Origin of the sequence: uncultured Clostridium sp. (assembly GCF_947072515.1) — a bacterium.
Classification (GTDB): Bacteria; Bacillota; Clostridia; order Clostridiales; family Clostridiaceae; genus Clostridium.
This window is the reverse complement of the sequence record NZ_CAMTIG010000006.1, coordinates 20,218-38,573: the sequence shown is the minus strand read 5'-3', so window position 1 is coordinate 38,573 and position 18,356 is coordinate 20,218. Positions and strand designations below refer to the sequence as shown.

The 18,356-nt window shown below is 28.7% G+C and carries 16 protein-coding genes and 1 tRNA gene; 10 read left to right on the top strand and 7 right to left on the bottom strand.

Annotation, left to right across the window (positions count from 1 at the left end; translation table 11 throughout):
- The first annotated feature begins 1 nt into the window (after position 1).
- Together Q0W06_RS03745 and Q0W06_RS03740 are read left to right on the top strand one after the other, a co-directional pair.
- A complete protein-coding gene (locus tag Q0W06_RS03745) occupies positions 2-340 on the top strand; it encodes a zinc ribbon domain-containing protein YjdM (RefSeq protein ID WP_297631607.1) in 339 nt (112 codons plus the stop codon).
- A gap of 174 nt (positions 341-514) precedes the next feature.
- The gene (locus Q0W06_RS03740; RefSeq protein WP_297631604.1) at positions 515-1,279 is read left to right on the top strand and encodes a GNAT family N-acetyltransferase; all 765 of its coding nucleotides are present in this window, start codon (positions 515-517) and stop codon (positions 1,277-1,279) included.
- A 71-nt stretch (positions 1,280-1,350) separates the two neighbouring features.
- Here the strand turns inward: Q0W06_RS03740 and Q0W06_RS03735 are convergent, their stop codons facing one another.
- Together Q0W06_RS03735 and Q0W06_RS03730 are read right to left on the bottom strand one after the other, a co-directional pair.
- Positions 1,351-1,674: a hypothetical protein gene (locus Q0W06_RS03735; RefSeq protein WP_297631601.1), complete on the bottom strand. Its 324-nt coding sequence runs from the start codon at positions 1,672-1,674 to the stop codon at positions 1,351-1,353.
- A complete protein-coding gene (locus Q0W06_RS03730; protein ID WP_297631598.1) occupies positions 1,674-1,949 on the bottom strand; it encodes a hypothetical protein in 276 nt (91 codons plus the stop codon). The genes Q0W06_RS03735 and Q0W06_RS03730 overlap by 1 nt, the downstream gene beginning before the upstream one ends.
- 130 nt (positions 1,950-2,079) lie before the next feature.
- Between Q0W06_RS03730 and Q0W06_RS03725 the strand changes: the two genes are divergently transcribed.
- Positions 2,080-3,123, top strand: coding sequence for a DNA methylase (locus Q0W06_RS03725; protein WP_297631595.1), 1,044 nt, complete (start codon positions 2,080-2,082; stop codon positions 3,121-3,123).
- 80 nt (positions 3,124-3,203) lie between these two features.
- On the opposite strand, the gene Q0W06_RS03720 is transcribed toward Q0W06_RS03725, so the two are convergent.
- Positions 3,204-3,279: transfer RNA gene (locus Q0W06_RS03720), tRNA-Met, on the bottom strand.
- 258 nt (positions 3,280-3,537) lie between these two features.
- Here Q0W06_RS03720 and Q0W06_RS03715 point away from each other — a divergent pair.
- Entirely contained in the window at positions 3,538-7,023 is a 3,486-nt protein-coding gene (locus Q0W06_RS03715) for a S8 family serine peptidase (RefSeq protein WP_297631593.1), read from the top strand.
- A gap of 61 nt (positions 7,024-7,084) precedes the next feature.
- Positions 7,085-8,329, top strand: a complete 1,245-nt coding sequence (locus Q0W06_RS03710; RefSeq protein WP_297631591.1) for a peptidoglycan-binding protein — start codon at positions 7,085-7,087, stop codon at positions 8,327-8,329.
- A 32-nt stretch (positions 8,330-8,361) separates the two neighbouring features.
- Here the strand turns inward: Q0W06_RS03710 and Q0W06_RS03705 are convergent, their stop codons facing one another.
- Positions 8,362-9,414: a transporter gene (locus Q0W06_RS03705; protein ID WP_297631735.1), complete on the bottom strand. Its 1,053-nt coding sequence runs from the start codon at positions 9,412-9,414 to the stop codon at positions 8,362-8,364.
- 129 nt (positions 9,415-9,543) lie between these two features.
- Between Q0W06_RS03705 and Q0W06_RS03700 the strand changes: the two genes are divergently transcribed.
- The 3 genes from Q0W06_RS03700 to Q0W06_RS03690 all read left to right on the top strand — a co-directional run bounded on the left by Q0W06_RS03700 (position 9,544) and on the right by Q0W06_RS03690 (position 12,399).
- Positions 9,544-10,614 (top strand): hypothetical protein, encoded by a 1,071-nt coding sequence (locus Q0W06_RS03700; RefSeq protein WP_297631588.1) that lies wholly within the window; start codon positions 9,544-9,546, stop codon positions 10,612-10,614.
- 71 nt (positions 10,615-10,685) lie between these two features.
- On the top strand, positions 10,686-11,615 hold the full coding sequence (locus Q0W06_RS03695) for a TIGR01212 family radical SAM protein (RefSeq protein WP_297631586.1): 930 nt from the start codon (positions 10,686-10,688) through the stop codon (positions 11,613-11,615).
- 67 nt (positions 11,616-11,682) lie between these two features.
- Entirely contained in the window at positions 11,683-12,399 is a 717-nt protein-coding gene (locus tag Q0W06_RS03690) for a 2-phosphosulfolactate phosphatase family protein (RefSeq protein ID WP_297631583.1), read from the top strand.
- Positions 12,400-12,835: 436 nt separating this feature from the next.
- On the opposite strand, the gene rbr (Q0W06_RS03685) is transcribed toward Q0W06_RS03690, so the two are convergent.
- A complete protein-coding gene (gene rbr, locus Q0W06_RS03685) occupies positions 12,836-13,426 on the bottom strand; it encodes a rubrerythrin (protein WP_297631580.1) in 591 nt (196 codons plus the stop codon).
- 185 nt (positions 13,427-13,611) lie between these two features.
- Between rbr (Q0W06_RS03685) and Q0W06_RS03680 the strand changes: the two genes are divergently transcribed.
- Positions 13,612-15,117, top strand: a complete 1,506-nt coding sequence (locus tag Q0W06_RS03680; RefSeq protein ID WP_297631578.1) for a catalase — start codon at positions 13,612-13,614, stop codon at positions 15,115-15,117.
- Between the two features lie 58 nt (positions 15,118-15,175).
- On the opposite strand, the gene rbr (Q0W06_RS03675) is transcribed toward Q0W06_RS03680, so the two are convergent.
- Together rbr (Q0W06_RS03675) and Q0W06_RS03670 are read right to left on the bottom strand one after the other, a co-directional pair.
- Positions 15,176-15,766: a rubrerythrin gene (rbr, locus tag Q0W06_RS03675; protein WP_297631576.1), complete on the bottom strand. Its 591-nt coding sequence runs from the start codon at positions 15,764-15,766 to the stop codon at positions 15,176-15,178.
- A gap of 235 nt (positions 15,767-16,001) precedes the next feature.
- Entirely contained in the window at positions 16,002-17,180 is a 1,179-nt protein-coding gene (locus Q0W06_RS03670; protein ID WP_297631573.1) for a class I SAM-dependent rRNA methyltransferase, read from the bottom strand.
- A gap of 242 nt (positions 17,181-17,422) precedes the next feature.
- On the opposite strand from Q0W06_RS03670, the gene rbsK reads away from it, so the two are divergent.
- A complete protein-coding gene (rbsK, locus tag Q0W06_RS03665) occupies positions 17,423-18,352 on the top strand; it encodes a ribokinase (RefSeq protein ID WP_297631571.1) in 930 nt (309 codons plus the stop codon).
- Positions 18,353-18,356: the final 4 nt, after the last annotated feature.

Below are 18,356 nucleotides of genomic sequence, written 5' to 3'. Positions count from 1 at the left end.
TATGTCAACTTTACCAAATTGCCCAAAATGTAATTCAGAATATACATATGAAGATGGATTAATGTTTGTTTGTCCTGAGTGTGCTCACGAATGGAATGCTGATAGTAATGCACAAGGAGAAGAAGGATTAGTAGTTAAAGATTCTAATGGAAATACTCTTCAAGATGGAGATTCAGTAACTATAATAAAAGATCTTAAAGTTAAAGGAGCTTCTTCAGCTCTTAAAAAAGGAACTAAGGTTAAGAATATAAGACTTGTTGAGGGTGACCACAACATAGATTGTAAAATAGATGGATTTGGAGCAATGAGCTTAAAATCAGAGTTTGTTAAGAAAATATAGTTAATTGTATAAAAATTCGTAGCCATTTGGCTACGGATTTTTTTATTCTTAATCATACTATTATATCATCTAGAATAGTCACTATCGATAAGATGATTATGGAAATGGTTTTAATTGGAATCATTGTGTGCTAGAGTAGTACTAATAGATTTTAAGAGATAGGAGAAGTTTAAAATGAATATAAGATTTTTAAGAAAAGAAAGAGAAGAAGTTTTAGATTATTTAAAGAATTATTATAATGAAAATAATATTTTTATAGATGTATTCTGGGAAGAGCGAGTTATGAAATCTAACTTTTATGAAGTTAGCATTGATAATAATTTTGCTGGAGTTTGTGGGATTTTTGAAAGTAATATGATTATGGTTTTAGCTATTGAATTAGAATATAGACATTTACAATATAAAATATTTGAGGAAGTCAAAAGACTTGAATATGTTCAATATGCAGCTGTAACTACTAGTGATGAAATATTTATGGGATTAGCTTTAGAAAATTTTAAATCGGTAGAAAAAGATTCATATTATTCTATAGATTCTAAAAGAGAGATTAGAGATTTAAAAAGATTAAAATTAAGATTAATTAATATAGATGAATTAGAGTTAGCAAGAGAAATAACTGAAGGTTATTATGAAAGATTAGAAGAAGATATTAGAAAGGGTGAGTTTTACTTTGCTCTTGATGGAGATAAAATTATTGGAACAGGACATTTAGTTCCAGGCATATTATTTGAAAAGCAATTAAATATTGGAATGTATGTTAATTCAAAATGTAGAGCCTTAGGATATGGAACTGAAATACTTATTAGATTAAAAGAGCTTTCTTATAGTATGGATAAAGATCCTATATCAGGATGTTGGGCATATAATCATAACTCGTTAAAAGCTCAAATAAAAGCTGGAATGAGTATGAAAGCAAGATTTTTAAAGTTTAAAATTTAGAGTTTTAACATATAAATAAAGGGAGTTTTTCAAGTTTGAAAAACTCCCTTTTATTAAGTGCTTCGCTAAATTTAACTTATATCATTTAATGAAGATAATAAATCTACAAAATCTTTTTTTATAGTAGTATCAGAAATAAAAAATACTAAAATATTATTTTCAGTTAATGTATAAGCTGCTCTAAAATTAGTAAATTTATTTATTTTTATTTTGTACTCATAAATAAGATTACCTTTATATTTTAAGCCATAAGCAGTTTTTATTTTATATGGTTTTTCTGTAATAAGAATAGGGAGTACTGTATTAATATTTTTTAGTGTTTCTTTTTCGTATATAGAAAATTTCTTGAAAAACTTTTTTATTGAATGATTATCATCAATTGAAATATTAAACATTATAAATCACCTTCTATTATAGATAAATGAAGTCTATTACTTCTTGGAAACTCTTTTTTTACCATAGATTTTAATAATTTTCTTACCTCTTTATCATCCAAGTTAGTAAAGGTTTCTTTAAAGAAGCCATCTTCAATTACATCATAGCAATTTTCTCTTTTCATAACGGAAACTTTTCTATCTTTTTTGAAAGTTAAAATAGAAACTCCTTGGTTTACATCTAATCTTTTTAGCTTAATAAATGTGAAATCTATAAAGTTGCTTAAATCTACCATTAAAATCACAACCTTTCTAATTTTATTATATCATGGTGATGAAAAGAAAAAGAAATACATATTCTTTATGAAATATATAGAATTTTATTATTAAGTATTGTAAAATTAAGCTTATTAAAATGAGAAAGGTTTGATTAACAGGATGAATAGATATGTAATTTTAGCAAATCCAGGACACAATCGTATTTACTTCGATACAGCTTTAACTATTGCTTTTTCAGAATTAAAAGCAATAATAGAGTCGAGAGGAATAGAGATAGATGAAATATTTGAAGGGGATTTAGGATTACCAGCTTGTATTTGTTTTAATACAGAAACAGCTTTAACAGAAGAAGATTTTAAAGCTATAAGTACATCTTCGATTTACTATGCATTATTCCAAATCGTTCAAGATGGACTTTTAAAACCAGTAGTAATAGAAGATTTTAGAACTTTCCCAGAAAGTATGGTTCAAATTTTAAAATATACAGGGAAAACTAATGAGCAATTTACAAGACTTATGGTAAATTTAGCATTAAGTGCTTGCAAGACAGGAAGTAAAAAAATAAGATTAATAGATCCAATGTGTGGAAAAGGAACTACTTTATATGAAGGGCTTATAAGAGGCTTTGATGTAACAGGAATAGAAATAAATGCACAATGGACTCAAGAGATTCAAAATTATATTGTTAGATATTTAAAGCTTGGGAAATATAAACATAAAGCTCAAAAAGAAAAAAGAACAGGCGTTAAAGGTAAAAAAATAGCAGATTGCTTTATAGTTGATATGGCAAGTACTAAAGAAGACTTCACTTGTGGAAATACTCAAAACTTTAATCTTTTCTTATCAGATACTAGAAATGCAAATCTTTTAATAAAAAGAAATTCTTGTGATATATTAATTTCAGATTTACCTTATGGGGTTCATCATGGCAGCAAGACTGAAGGTGAAGCATCTATGGATAGAAGTCCATTAGAGCTATTAAAAGGATGTATGCCTTCATGGCACCATGTTTTAAAGGTTAAAGGAGCACTTTGTATATCTTTTAATGAATTTACTTTAAAATATACAGAGGTTAAAGAAGTTTTAGAGGAAAATGGATTTAAGGTTTTAGATGAAGAACCATTTAACAACTATATCCACAGAGTAGATCAATCTATAAATAGAAATTTAATAGTAGCTGTTAAAGCTTAAATAGGAATAGTTATTTCATTAATTTGAAATAGCTATTTTTTTATATAAAAAAACATTCTTCATTAAAATGAAGAATGTTGTGGTTGCGGGAGCAGGACTTGAACCTACGACCTTTGGGTTATGAGCCCAACGAGCTACCAACTGCTCCATCCCGCGATATTAAGTTGTTTGGTTTTTGCTTACCAACTGTTGTTAGTATAATCCTTAATTATAGATAAGTCAATGCTTATTTAGAAAATAAAAAATATAAAGATGACTTATATAAAAAAAACATAGATAACTTTTGCTGTATGACTGCCCTAAGAGTGGTTTTAAAAAATAAAAAAATTTTTTATATTAATTCAATTAAATAGTTAAGATGAGAAGATATAGATTAGCAATTCAAAAATTAAAACATATTATAGCATGAGGATTATGAAGGGGGAATGGCTTATTAACTATAATAAATTAGATGGGAAATTAAATTTTATTAATGAGATTAAGAATAGAAATTTAGCTGGTAAAATCAATTTTTTTAAACAAGTTAATACGAAAGATGCACAACAAATAATCGAAGTTGTGGGTATTAGTGGGGATAATGTGGATAAAATATCACAATCTATGGATAAAATAGGCGGAAAGTATGAAAATTTAGGATATGGATATGGAATAATCCAAATTTCTGTGGATAAAATAGATGAACTTAAAACTCTTGAAACTTTTCAATACTTAGAACTTCCTAAAACTTTATATACAAGTGATTTTTATAGTAATAGAAGTATTTGTGTTAATGAAATACAAGAAACATATGATCTTTATGGAGAAGGAGTATTAGCAGGATTTGTAGATACAGGAATTGATTATAAACATCCAGGATTTAAAAATGAAGATGGAACTACAAGAATAGAGTATATTTGGGATTTAGAATTAAATAAAATTTATAATAAAGAACAAATAAATTTAGCTTTAAAATCTGATGACCCAGATAGTATAGTGAAGTCTTATGATTTGATACAACATGGAACACATGTAGCGGGAATAGTTTGTGCAGGTGGGAAAATTCCTAAAGATAAGTACGGTATTGCGTCAAAATCATCAATTATGATGGTTAAGGCAACAAGGGGAAAGTTTAGTATAAGTACTGAAATTATGAGAGGATTAAAATTTTTAGTTGATAAATCTAAAGAATTAAAAATGCCATTAGTAGTTAATTTAAGTTTAAGTACTAATGATGGAGCACATAATGGGAGATCTCTTTTAGAAAAATATATACAAACAGTTTGCGAATTAGAGCGGATTACAATTGTTGTAGCAGCGGGAAATGAAGGTAGTGCATCGCACCATGTAGGTGGAGATTTAAGAATAGAGCAGAGTATAGACTTTAATATAGCTGAAGGTGAGGAATCTATAACGTTATCTATGTATTTCGATATATTAACAGAGATAGCTATAGAGGTAATAAATCCTACAGGAAAGACAACTGGCTTCTTGATATTAAAAGAGGGATACAATGAATTTGTTATAGATGGAGATAAAATTTTATTTTATGTTTCTGGTGCAAAACCATTTGATTTAACAGGAGAAATTTTGTTGAGTATTGTAGGAGCTAAAGGGAATGTTCTTAATGGAAAATGGACGTTTAAAATAAAAAATTTAAATAATTCTAAAGGTAAATATAATATATGGTTACCAATACAGGAAGGGCTGAATCCAGAAACTAAGTTTTTAGAGCCAAATCCTTTTTTTACAATAGGAATTCCAGCAACAGTAAGAAATGTAATATCAGTTGGTAGTTACAATAATATAATGAATAATATTTCTTCATTTAGTGGAAGAGGAGAATTATTCCTATCTTCAGATGTGAAGCCAGAACTTATAGCACCAGGGGAAAATGTATTATCTTTAATTCCAGATGGATTTGATACAAAGACAGGAACATCTATGGCATCACCACATGTTGCAGGAGTAACAATTCTTTTTACAGAATGGGGAATAGTTAAAAATAATGATAGATTTTTATTTGGAGAAAGAATAAAAAATTATCTTATTAAAGGTGCTAAGCGTGATAGACCAGATGAAGTGTATCCTAATTCTATTTGGGGGTATGGAGTAGTTTGTGCAAGTAAAGCTTTTGAGATTTTGCTTGGAGAATCTAATATGAGGGGTGAAAAAAGAATGTATAGAGCAAGAAAAATAGTTGAATATTATGGGGAAATAGAAAAGGTATTAGCAAAATATAAAGAAACAACTTTATTGATTTTAGATGAAAGAACAGCAGTAATAGAAGCACCTTATGATGATATGGAAGACATTTTGAAAAATGTTAAAGAAATTGTTTATGTAGAAAGCTCACCAGTATATACATTAAATAGAATATCACCAGTTGAAGCGTCAGGGGCATATTTATTTAATAATAATCCATATCTATCCCTTACAGGAAGGGATGTTATTGTTGGAATTATAGATACAGGAATTGATTATTTAAATGGGGAATTTATAAATGAAGATAATACAACGAGAATAGTATCTATGTGGGATCAAACAGTTAAAGGAGAAAAGATTGGATGGAGAGATTATGGAAAAGTTTATAGTGAGGAAGTAATTAATAATGCATTAATGACAAAAACACAAGGAAAAGATCCATATACAATTGTTGAGAGCAAAGATGAAAATGGACACGGAACTATGGTAGCAGGAATAATTGGTGCAAGAGGGAAGGATCCAAATTTGATAGGAGCAGCACCGGAATGTTTATTTACAATTGTAAAACTTAAAGAAGCATCAAAAAATTATTTGGATGAGGCAGGGGTTTTGGGAGAGTCAACAGGAAGATATGAAAATGCAGATATACTTCTGGGAATAAGACATATTTTAGATGTTGCTAGAGAAAAATTAAAACCAGCAGTTTTATATATTCCATTAGGAACTAATATAGGCTCACATGATGGAAAAACCATAATAGAAAGATATATAGATGATTTATCTAAAAGAAGAGGCGTTGTAGTAGTGGCATCTACAGGAAATGAGGGGAATGAGGATACACATACGGAAGGAATTTTAAAAGAAAGTGGAGATACAAAGACCATTGAACTTATGGTAGATAAAAATCAAAGTAAATTGAATTTTGAGATTTGGTTTAGAAAACCTGACAAAGTATCTTTAGGAATTGTTTCTCCATCTGGAGAAGTAATAGAAAAAATGCCAGCTAAATTAAAGCAAGTAGAAGAAATAAAGTTTGTTTTTGAGAGAACTAAAATGTTTATTCAATATTTGATTCCAGAAGAAATTACAGGTGATGAGGTTATAAGAATACAAGCGACTGATTTAAAAGAAGGAATATGGCAATTTAAGCTTGTAGGCGATTATATAGTTGATGGAAGATATGACTCTTGGTTACCTCAAAGAAGTTTAATAGCAGCGGGAACGAAATTTTTAAATTCAAGTCAATATTGTACATTAGAAATGCCTTCTACAAGTGGAAATGCTATAGTAGCAGGTTATTATAATCAAAATAATACCGCAACAGTTAGTAAATCAGGAAGAGGATATACAAGAGATGGAAGAGTAAAACCAGATATTGTAGCTGGAGGGATTGATGCAGTAACAATAACTCCGGGAGGAGGCACGCAAGTATCTAGTGGGGCATCTATTGGAGGAGCAGTACTAGCAGGATGTGCAGCATTATTAATGCAATGGGGGATAGTTGATGGAAATGATCCAACTATGTATTCAGTTAAAATGAAAACTTATCTTATACGAGGAGCAAAAATGAGAGTTGGAGATACGTATCCTAATAAGGAATGGGGATATGGAATGATTGATATGAAAGGAGTTTTTGATAGTATAAGAGCTGAAAAATATAGAGATATGTTTACCATGTATGATGTGGATGGATTATATGTGAGAAAGCCTAAAAATTAAATCACAAATTTAGATAGGAAGAATAGATTAGCTATAAGAGAAATTATAAGGAGAATTTATTATGCCTGATAAAGGAATGCTAAAAATACAGTGCTTTAAAGGAGATGATTATATACCGCTAGAGGGGTGTAAAGCAATAGTAACACCTACTGGAAGATCATCAAAAAAAAGATCCAGAAATATTATATTACAAACTGATTCATTAGGTTTAACAGGAACAATAGAACTAGATGCACCACCAAGAAAAAATTCACAGACACCGGATGGAAAGACACCCTATAGCACATATGATATAAAAATTCAAAGGGAAGGGTTCAATGATTTTATAATTAATGGATGTCAAATTTATCCTGATGAAATAGCCTATCAAAAAGTTAATATGACTGAAAATAAAAAAAATATAACTACTCCAGAAACTATAATAGTTTTAGATAATAGGCTTTATGGAAACTTTCCACCTAAAATTCCAGAAGATGAGCTGAAAAAATTACCGCCGCCTTCAAGTGGGGTAGTATTACCTAAACCTGTTGTTCCAGAATATATAGTAGTACATGAAGGAGTACCTTCATCAGGAGGAAAAAACCATAAAGTTCTTTACAAAGATTATATAAAAAATGTAGCATCATCAGAAATTTATTCTACATGGCCTAAAAATACTATAGAAGCAAATGTATTTTGTATAATATCATTTACTTTAAATAGGATATATACCGAATGGTATCGTTCTAAAGGGTATTCATTTGATATAACTAACTCAACTGCATATGATCATGCATTTAGTTATGGAAGAACGATTTATGAAAGTATAAGTGTAGTAGTTGATGAAATTTTTTCAACATACATTAAAAGAATAGGAAGAAAACAACCGCTTTTAACACAGTATTGTAGTGGAACTACAGTTAAATGTCCACAATGGCTAAGCCAATGGGGAAGTAAGGACTTAGGAGATCAAGGAAAAACAGCTTTTGAAATATTAAGATATTATTATGGAAATAATATTCAACTTTCAACAGCTGAAAAAGTTAATGGAATACCAGAATCATACCCAGGATATTCTATAAATATAGGAGCGAGTGGAGCGCCGGTGAGGACGATACAACAATTTTTAAATAGAATATCTATTAATTACCCATTGATACCCAAAGTGGCTGTAGATGGAGTTTATGGATCCAAGGTTGCAGAACAAGTAAAAGTTTTTCAAGGGATTTTTGGACTACCGAAAACAGGTGTTGTGGATTATGCAACATGGTATAAAATATCAGAAATTTATGTAGGAGTAACTAAAATAGCTGAATTAAATGGATAAAGAAAATGGGGCTGTCATTAAGACAGTCCCTATTATTTTAAGTGTTTGATGTAATATTTAATACAACAAAATACAAAAATAAGACTTAAGCATCCAAATATAGGGTATAGAGTCTTAATCAGATTACCAAATCCAATAAGAGATATTGGAAAAGCAATGGCTAAAACTAAAAGAACGCCTTTTTTAAATGGAATTTTAAAAGTTTGCTCTAATGTTTTACTTATAGAATAAACGTCAGAAACTTCTGTAGAGAACATTTCCATAAGAATTACTATAAGAAGTAAGGCTTGAATAACGGTCCCAAAACGTTTAGCTACAAATAGAAGAGGTACTTCATATTTAAAGATATAAGGTACATTAATAATAAGTAAAAAGTTTATCATCAATGATAAAAGTGTAAGTCCTACAGCACCAAGTATAATACCTTTTTTCATTATTTTATGATCTTTTATATTTGTACATAAAGGAACAAGTACACCGCAACAACAAAGAATATTATAGCCTGCATAAAGAATAGTTGAGATAGTTAAGCTATCATTCTTTTTAGGAAAACTTTCTAAAAGAATAGAAAAGTTTATATTATCTAGGCATAAAAATAAATAAAGACCAGTAATTAATGTTACGGTAAATAATAATGTGGGAACTATAAAAGAATTTATTTCGATTAGACCCTCTGTACCTCGATATAAAAAGAATATAGCAACAACTATCATTAGAAAAGTTCCAAATAACTTAGGGATACCTGAAAATTGAGAAATTAAGGCACCACTTCCAGCAAGGATTATAGAAGCACTAGATATAAGATAAAATGTTGTTATTACCCCTGTTAATTTACCAAAAAAATTAGGGCTTATAAGGTGAATAAAATCACTATATGAATTTAAGGTCCTAGTGCTACTTATCTTGCTAATAATTGAACCAATTATTATATAAAATATTCCACAGAATATTATAAAGATAAAGCTAGCTGGTCCAAAGGAAGTGAAAAAGTGTGTTATTTCTTGACCTGATGCAAGTCCGGCACCAACTATGGTTCCAATAAAAACGGCTGCAATTTGAAAAATTTTAGAGAAATTCTTCATTATATAAAACTCCTTAAAAATTAGTATTCTCAATAATATATAAGTAAAATGGAAAGAATATTCTAAATAAGAATGAATAAGGTAAATATTATAAGGAAAACTAATTTTAGTGCATTTTAAGGAGTGGATTTAATGAAGAAATGGTTAGTTATGATTTTAGCTATAGTAATGTTTATTTTAGTTGGTTGTAATAAAATATATATAGAGAGCGAGAGTGTAGGAGATAGAGAAATAGCTATTAATAAAGTAGAGCAATATTTATTTAGAATACAAAAAGGTGATTTATATGGAGCTGATGAAGTTTTAAGTAAATCAATAATTGATAAGGCAAATATAAATAAAGATTTAAAAATTCTAGATTTTAATATAGAAAATGATATAAGTTCTAATGATGGGATTTGGGTTGAAGCAAGTGTTATAAGAGGAGACTTAGATGGTTTTTGTAGTTTAGATAAGTGGTTTTTTAAGGTTAAAGAGGATAAAAATGAAGATTACAGAATAACAGAAATTAAAGGAACTATGAAGAAAGAAATATCTGTAGCAGGAAATACATTAGAAATTTTAACTGCAGAAGAAGCTCAGAGTGAAGTTGTTGTAACATTAGATGATTTACCTAGAAAAATATATGTGAAAAAAGATAAAGTTCAAGTTGAAGATTTAAAGATTCCATTAAATAAATTTGATAAAATTGGAACTAGTTTTAATGGGAACTTTATAGCTTTTAGTACTACTAATGATAAAGATTGTTTTATTGGTGTTGCTTTTATGGAAAATGCAAAAGCTGCATTTTCAAATAATATAATAAGTACAGCAAGTGGGGGAAGTAAAGAAATATCAGAATCAGACTTGAAAAAAGATTTTGGAAAACCTGTAGCAAAAAAAGTGGCTTACTTTGACTTATTGAAGGATTCTAAAATTGAAAAACTTACTTTTTCTGAGGAAGCTAATTCACTTATTGTACAATATATAGGAAAAGATAATTCATCACAAGTGAATATCTATGAATTACCAGATGGCGACCTACTTCCTTTAAATTTAAATGAAACTTTTCCTCCAGATAGATATACAGTTGAATATGTAACTTCAATAAAATCAGATATTTTACTTTTTGTAAATAAAAAATCAGAAGTTAATGGAATACATCAAGAGCTTTTAGGTGAATATATTGTTGATTTGAAAGAAAAGACTATAGATAAAATATAGGACTTAAGGTGGTTACTATTTATGCAATATGATATATTATAATAAAAATGAATTATAGTATGGAGGAAATTATGACTAAAGAATGGAATGGTAAAAGATATAATAATCTAAACCATTTTTTAAGAGAAAAGTTTGGTGAAAAAGTTTTTAAAATATCTTTAGATGGAGGATTTACTTGTCCTAACAGAGATGGTAAAGTTGCAAAAGGTGGTTGCACATTTTGTAGTGAAAGAGGATCAGGAGATTTTGCAGGAAATAGATTAATATCAATATCAAAGCAATTTGAAGATGTTAAAGAAATGATGAATAAGAAGTGGAAAGAAGGCAAATATATTGCATATTTTCAAGCATATACAAATACATATGCACCAATAGATGAATTAAAAGAAAAATATGAAGAAGCAATAAAACAAAAAGGTGTAGTAGCACTTGCGATAGCAACTAGACCTGATTGTTTAGATGAAGAAGTATTAGATTTAATCGAAGAAATGAATAAGAAGCTATATGTATGGGTAGAAATTGGGCTTCAAACTGTATCAGATAAGACTGGTAGAAAAATAAATAGAGGTTATGATACTGAAGTTTATAGTGATGCTATTGAAAGGCTTAAAAGAAGAAATATAGATTTTGTAACACATTGTATATTTGGATTACCAGGAGAAACTCAAGAAGATATGTTAAAAACAGTAGAATTTGTAGCACATACAGAGTCTACTGGCGTAAAGTTTCATTTGCTTCACTTGATGGAGGGTACTCCACTTGTTAGTCTTTATGAAAAAGGTGGATTAAAACTTATGGAACAAGATGAGTATATAGATACACTTTGTAAAGCAATTACTATGATACCAGAAGAAATGGTAGTTCATAGATTAACAGGAGATGCACCAAGAGACTTACTTATAGGACCTATGTGGAGTCTTAAAAAATGGGAAGTTTTAAATGCAATTGATAAAGCATTTATAGATAACGATATATATCAAGGGAAAAATTTCAAAAAATAAATGTTAGGGGTTATTGAAAAATAACCCCTATTTAAGATGGAATAATTATGGGGAAGGATGAAATAAAATGAAAATTGACGTTATAATTGCACCGGAATATATAAATGAGGATTATATAAAAGGAAAAAATGTTGTGGTAATAGACATGCTTAGAGCAACATCTGTAATGACAACAGCATTAAAAAATGGATGTAAAGAAATAATCCCTTTTTTAACAGTTGAAGAATTAATGGAAAAAGCTACAGAGCTTGGAAGAGAAAATTGCATATTAGGTGGAGAACGAAATGCAGAAAAAATAAAAGGGTTTGACTTAAGTAATTCACCGTTAGAGTACACAAGTGAAATAGTTAGAGAAAAAACGGTATTAATGACAACTACTAACGGAACAAAAGCATTAACAAAAGCAAAGAATGCAAAAGAGATTTATATCGCATCTGTATTAAATGGGAAAGCAATAGCAAAAGCATTAGCAGAGAAGAATGAGGATGTGATAATAATAAATGCAGGTACTGATGGAGAATTTACTATGGATGATTTTATATGTACAGGCTATATTATTTTTGAAATAGAAAAGATTACAAATAAAATTGTACTTACAGATATAAGTAAGACTGCTAAATATATTTATGAAAATAATAAAGGAATAGAAAGTTTTATTTCTAAAGCAAAACATTATGGAAGAATGAAAGAATTAAACTTATTTGAAGATATTAAATATTGCATGGAAAAAGATATTATAGATTTAGTTCCTAGATATAAAGATGGAGTAATAAAAGCAAAATAAAAAATGCCTCAGATTTGAGGCATTTTTCATTTTGAGCGATATAATTTTTATGGAGTTTAATTAAATCGTACTCTAAGTTATTTTTTGTGAGAATTTAATTTATGAATGTAGTAATTTAATTCTAGAAATATATATGAAATAAAACAAAGGGGACGAGCAATATGCTTAGTAAACTTTTAAGATAGTAGCATTAATATTTTAAAAGTTTATGCAACTTAAATTTCATATATATTAGGGATATTCTAGGATTAAATCAATATTGAGTTTTAATCATGCACGTCTAAATGCATTTTTTCCTTATATAAACGGATAAACATTATATAGTGAAGAGATGTTATTTAATAATAGTTATCCGTTTGTATGTATATATAATAACTAAATTTAGCATAGAAATCAATGAATAAAATGTTAATTATTATATAATAATGATTATTGATTAGTAAGGTTCAGTGAAAATTTCAAAATGTTCCCTTGGGTGAAGGCATGAAGGACATTTTAATGGAGCTTCAGGACCTTCGAAGATAAATCCACATACACCACATTTCCAAAGAGTATCCTTAGCATCTTTTTTAAATACAGTTTCAGTTTTTATATTTTCAGCTAATTTTAAGAATCGAGTTTCATGAGCAACTTCAGCTTTAGCAATCATTCGAAAACAAGCAGCAACTTCAGGAAAACCTTCTTCCTCAGCAACTTTGGCAAAACCAGGATATAAATTAGTATTTTCGTCATGCTCACCTTGAGCACCATATAAAAGATTAGTTCTAGTATCCTCAGGAAGTTCTACAGGATATTCTGCCTCTATATGAATTTGTTCACCTTGTAAGTCATCTTTTAAGAATTTATAAAATCGTTTAGCATGAGCTCTTTCATTTTCAGCTGTTTCAAGAAAAATATTAGCTATTTGATGATATTTTTCTTGTCTAGCTACACTAGCAAAAAAAGTATATCTATTTCTAGCTTGAGATTCACCCGCAAAAGCTTTCATAAGATTTTCTGCTGTTTTAGTTCCTTTTAAACTTTTCATATAATCCACTCCTTAAATAAAAAAATTTTAACATTATTAGTATTTCTTAAAAAAAATAAGTTATAAGAAGAAAATTAAAGAAAAAGTAGTTATATAAGGCAAGTGGAATTTAAAAAATAGAATTGAGAATATTATAAATTGAGAATTGGAATAAATAATAGTAGAGAGAAATGAGGAGGAATATTATGAAGAAAAATATATATACAACAGCTACAGGAAATCCTGTTACAGATGATAATAATTCTATTGGTACAAATGAAGGATATGGACTTATTCAAGATGTACATCTAGTAGAAAAGTTAGCTCATTTTAATAGAGAAAGAATACCAGAAAGGGTAGTACATGCAAAGGGGGCAGGAGCTTATGGAGAGTTTGAAGTAACTCATGATGTTACAAAATATACAAGAGCAGCATTTTTATCAAAAATAGGTAAGAAAACAAAAATGTTTGCAAGGTTCTCAACAGTAGGTGGAGAACTTGGATCAGCAGATACTGCAAGAGATCCAAGAGGATTTGCTTTAAAGTTTTATACTGAAGAAGGAAATTATGATATGGTAGGGAATAATACTCCTATATTTTTTATAAGAGATTCAATAAAATTTCCAGATTTTATACATACACAGAAAAGAAATCCAAAAACTCATTTAAAAGATCATAATGCATTTTGGGATTTTGCATCATTAAATCCAGAGACAATACATCAATTTATGTTTATATTTACCAATTATGGAACACCAGATGGATTTAGACATATGAATGGATTCTCTAGTCATACATATATGTGGTATAACGAAAAGAAAGAATATGTATGGGTAAAATATCATTTTATATCAGATCAAAAAAGAAAAGATTTATCAGCAGAGGAAGCTGATAGATTAGCAGGAGTAAATCCGGATTATGCAACAGAAGATTTATTTAATGCCATAGAAAGAGGAGAATATCCAAGTTGGACTATGTATATTCAGATGATGACACCAGAAGAAGCAGAAGAATATAAATTTGATCCATTTGATATAACTAAAGTTTGGTATCATAAAGATTATCCATTAATGCCAGTTGGTAGATTTACACTAAATGAAAATCCTAAGAGCTTTTTTATAGATGTGGAACAAGCAGCCTTTGCACCAAGTCATTTGGTTCCAGGAATTGCTCCTTCACCAGATAAATTATTACAAGGCAGATTATTATCTTATAGTGATGCACATAGGTATAGATTAGGAGCGAATGTGAATAATATACCGGTAAATCAAACAAAAAATTGTCAAATAAATACTAAGCAGAGGGATGGAGCAAATTATACAAATTATGAGGAAAAAGATATTAATTATTATCCAAATGGAGAGATGGATATTATTACAGATGAGGAATTTGCGCCACCAGAAGTACCTATAACAGGAACGGTTGCACGACATATAAGAGAAATAAAGGATGTAGACTTTATACAACCAAGAGCTTTTTATGAAAGGGTATTAAATGATGAAGGAAAAGAGACATTAATAAAAAATATAGTAAATCATATGTGTAATATAAAAGAAAATGTTCAATATAGGCAAATAGCTTTATTTTATAAAGTTAATTCGGAATTAGGAAGTAAAATTGCAGAAAAATTAAATTTAGAAATTGATAAAGTAAAAAGACTTTCTATGTTAGAACAAAAGGAATTAGTAAAAGAAACAAAAAGTAGTATATAATAAAAAATCACAAGAGAAAATCCATCTCTTGTGATTTTTTTGTTTATATAAACTTTAACTAATAAGTTTGTTTCCAAATTGAGAAATATGCTTGAGGATGTAAACAAGCAGGACATTTTTCAGGAGCAACTGGTCCTTCGAAAATGAAACCACAGTTTTCACATTTCCATAATGTATCTTTTGCTTCTCTGCTAAATACTTGATTATCTTCAATGTTTTTAGCTAAAATTTTGAATCTAGTTTCATGAGCAATTTCAGCTTTAGCAATCATTCTAAAGCAAGCAGCTACTTCTGGGAAACCTTCTTCATCTGCAATTTTAGCAAATTCAGGGTATAATACTGCTTCTTCTTCATGTTCACCAGCAGCAGCAAATAAAAGATTAGTTTTAGTATCTTCTGGATACTCAACAGGATAAGATGCAGTTATTTCAACAGCTTGTCCATTTAAATCGTTTTTTAAGAAACTATAGAATCTTTTAGCATGTTCTTTTTCATTTTCAGCAGTTTCCATAAAGATATTAGAAATTTGAACGTATCCTTCTTTTTTAGCAGTGCTTGAGAAGTAAGTATATCTAGTTCTTGCTTGACATTCACCAGCAAAAGCTTTCATTAAATTTTCAGCAGTTTTAGTACCTTTTAAATTATTCATTGTATATTCCTCCTTAAATCTGAATTATTAATTAATAATAATTATTCGTAATCTATGAATTAATAATACAATATAATTAAAAGGTAATCAATGAATAAAATGTAAACATTTATTATTTAATAATAATTATTTAATAATACCAAAATACTCTGAAATCTATCAAACCATTGAAATGAAAGAAAAGGATACCACTTAGGCTATAAGTGGTATCCTTAAAAATATTTTTTTAATTTTTTTATACAACTTGGAATACAAAGAATTTTAAATAATAAGATTCATCAGAATTCCATAAAATTGGGTGATCACAAGATTGAGTTCTAAACTCTATTTGTCTAAGACTTCTATGAGCATCATGAGCAGCATCTGCAATAGTTTTTCTTAAAAGATCTTCAGCCATATAGTGAGAGCAAGAACAAGTTACGAAGAAACCACCTTCTTTAACCATTTTTATTCCTCTAAGATTAATTTCTTTATATCCCCTTGTAGCACCTTTTACAGTTCCTCTAGATTTAGTAAATGCAGGAGGATCTAAAATAACTACATCAAATTTTCTTCCTTCTCTTGACCAGTCAGCAAGAACATCAAAAGCGTTATGACATTCAAATTTAACTGTATCTTGAAGGTTATTAAGTTCAGAGTTTTTAGTTGCACAATCAATAGCATGTTGTGATACGTCTATTCCTAAAACAGATTTAGCACCTGCAATACCAGCATTTAAAGCAAAAGAACCAGTATGAGTAAAGCAGTCTAAAACTTCTTTATCTTTACAAATTCTATGAATAGCAGCTCTGTTTTCTTTTTGATCTAAGAAAAATCCTGTCTTTTGACCATTTTCTAAATCTACTATATATTTAACACCGTTTTCTACAATTTGGACATTAGTATCAAATTCGTCAGTTAAGAAACCTTTTCTTTGTTCTAAACCTTCAATTTCACGAGTTCTAAGATCACTTCTTTCATATACACCTTTAGCATTGAAATCTTCAACTAATACTTGAACTACAATGTCTCTAAATTGGTCCATACCTAAAGTTGAAATTTGAATTACGTAATAATCTTCAAATTTATCTATTGTAAGACCTGGTAAAAAATCAGCTTCACCAAATATAAATCTACAAGAAGAAGTATCTATAACAGTTTCTCTGTACTCCCATGCAGCTTTAAATCTTTTTCTAAAAAATTCTTTATCTATTTCTTCATTAATATCTCTTGTCATGATTCTAATAGCAATTTTACTAGCATCATTTATGTATCCTTTACCTATGAAGTAATGTTTATGATTATAAACCTCAACAATATCTCCATTTTTGTATTCACCATCATATTCTTTAATTTCATCTGTATAAATCCAAGGTCTTCCTTGTTCTGCTTTAGCTCTTTTACTTAGTTTTTCAAGATAGAATTTACTAGCCATTTAACGTAGCTCCCTTCAAAAATAATTCTTTTAAGATTATAACATAAATCTACTATCAAATAAGATATTATTGTAGATTCAAATAATATGATAAAAAATAATTCAACAACATGGTTAACAAAAAATTCATAATAAATACATTGATAAACGTTTACAAAGAATGTATTATAAATTTATAGAATTAGTAAATCGGTTTACTAAAACGGTTTAATTAAATTTGTAAGAAATAGGGGTGTAAATATATGAATAAAGTATGTGTACTAGGTAGTATAAATATGGATTTGGTTATAAAAGTAAAAGATATGCCAAAAGCAGGCGAAACAATACTTTCTAAGTCTTTTGAAAAGATAGCTGGAGGAAAAGGTGCAAATCAAGCGGTTGCAGCAAAAAGATGCGGAAATAAAGTTTCGATGATTGGGAAAATTGGACAAGATGATAATGGAGAAATTTTAAAAGGTTTATTGGATAAAGAAGAAATAGATACTGAATTAATATTTAAAGATGCAGAGCATCCAACAGGAATGGCAATGATTACGGTAAATGAAAAAAGTGAAAATTCAATAGTAGTTATTTCAGGTTCTAATATGAATTTAAAGAATAAAGAAGTAGATTGTGCAAGAGAAACAATAAAGGAAAGTGATATTTTAATAGCTCAGTTTGAAACACCAGAAGAAATGACTATTAAAGCATTTAGTATTGCTAAAGAATATGGAAAAATAACTATTTTAAATCCAGCACCAGCAAGAGAGATAGAAAGCGAATTATTGAAAGTTACAGATATTATAATTCCAAATGAAACTGAAGCTGAAATTTTAACAGGTGTGAGAGTTAATGATTTAGAAACTGCTAAGATAGCAGGACATAAATTATTGAAAAATGGAATAAAGATAGCAATTATTACTTTAGGAGAAAAAGGTGCAGCAATAATAACAAAAGAAAAAGCAGAATTAGTAAAAGCTTTTAAAGTTAATGCTGTAGATACAACGGCTGCTGGAGATAGTTTTATAGGTGGATTAAGTTATAAATTAAATATAGAAAATTTTGATTTTGAAAACTTAAAAGAAGCTGTTACTTTTGGAAATAAAGTTTCATCAATAGCAGTTCAAAGAGAGGGTGCACAACCTTCAATACCAACTTTAAAAGAAATAATAGACATATATGGAGAGGAGTAATTTA

Excerpts from the sequence above, each read along its gene's own strand:
- Q0W06_RS03745 (WP_297631607.1), top strand. The coding sequence starts at position 2 with ATGTCAACTTTACCAAATTGCCCAAAATGTAATTCAGAATATACATAT.
- Q0W06_RS03740 (WP_297631604.1), top strand. The coding sequence starts at position 515 with ATGAATATAAGATTTTTAAGAAAAGAAAGAGAAGAAGTTTTAGATTAT.
- Q0W06_RS03735 (WP_297631601.1), bottom strand. The coding sequence starts at position 1,674 with ATGTTTAATATTTCAATTGATGATAATCATTCAATAAAAAAGTTTTTC.
- Q0W06_RS03730 (WP_297631598.1), bottom strand. The coding sequence starts at position 1,949 with ATGGTAGATTTAAGCAACTTTATAGATTTCACATTTATTAAGCTAAAA.
- Q0W06_RS03715 (WP_297631593.1), top strand. The coding sequence starts at position 3,538 with ATGAAGGGGGAATGGCTTATTAACTATAATAAATTAGATGGGAAATTA.
- Q0W06_RS03710 (WP_297631591.1), top strand. The coding sequence starts at position 7,085 with ATGCCTGATAAAGGAATGCTAAAAATACAGTGCTTTAAAGGAGATGAT.
- Q0W06_RS03700 (WP_297631588.1), top strand. The coding sequence starts at position 9,544 with ATGAAGAAATGGTTAGTTATGATTTTAGCTATAGTAATGTTTATTTTA.
- Q0W06_RS03695 (WP_297631586.1), top strand. The coding sequence starts at position 10,686 with ATGACTAAAGAATGGAATGGTAAAAGATATAATAATCTAAACCATTTT.
- Q0W06_RS03690 (WP_297631583.1), top strand. The coding sequence starts at position 11,683 with ATGAAAATTGACGTTATAATTGCACCGGAATATATAAATGAGGATTAT.
- rbr (WP_297631580.1), bottom strand. The coding sequence starts at position 13,426 with ATGAAAAGTTTAAAAGGAACTAAAACAGCAGAAAATCTTATGAAAGCT.
- Q0W06_RS03680 (WP_297631578.1), top strand. The coding sequence starts at position 13,612 with ATGAAGAAAAATATATATACAACAGCTACAGGAAATCCTGTTACAGAT.
- rbr (WP_297631576.1), bottom strand. The coding sequence starts at position 15,766 with ATGAATAATTTAAAAGGTACTAAAACTGCTGAAAATTTAATGAAAGCT.
- Q0W06_RS03670 (WP_297631573.1), bottom strand. The coding sequence starts at position 17,180 with ATGGCTAGTAAATTCTATCTTGAAAAACTAAGTAAAAGAGCTAAAGCA.
- rbsK (WP_297631571.1), top strand. The coding sequence starts at position 17,423 with ATGAATAAAGTATGTGTACTAGGTAGTATAAATATGGATTTGGTTATA.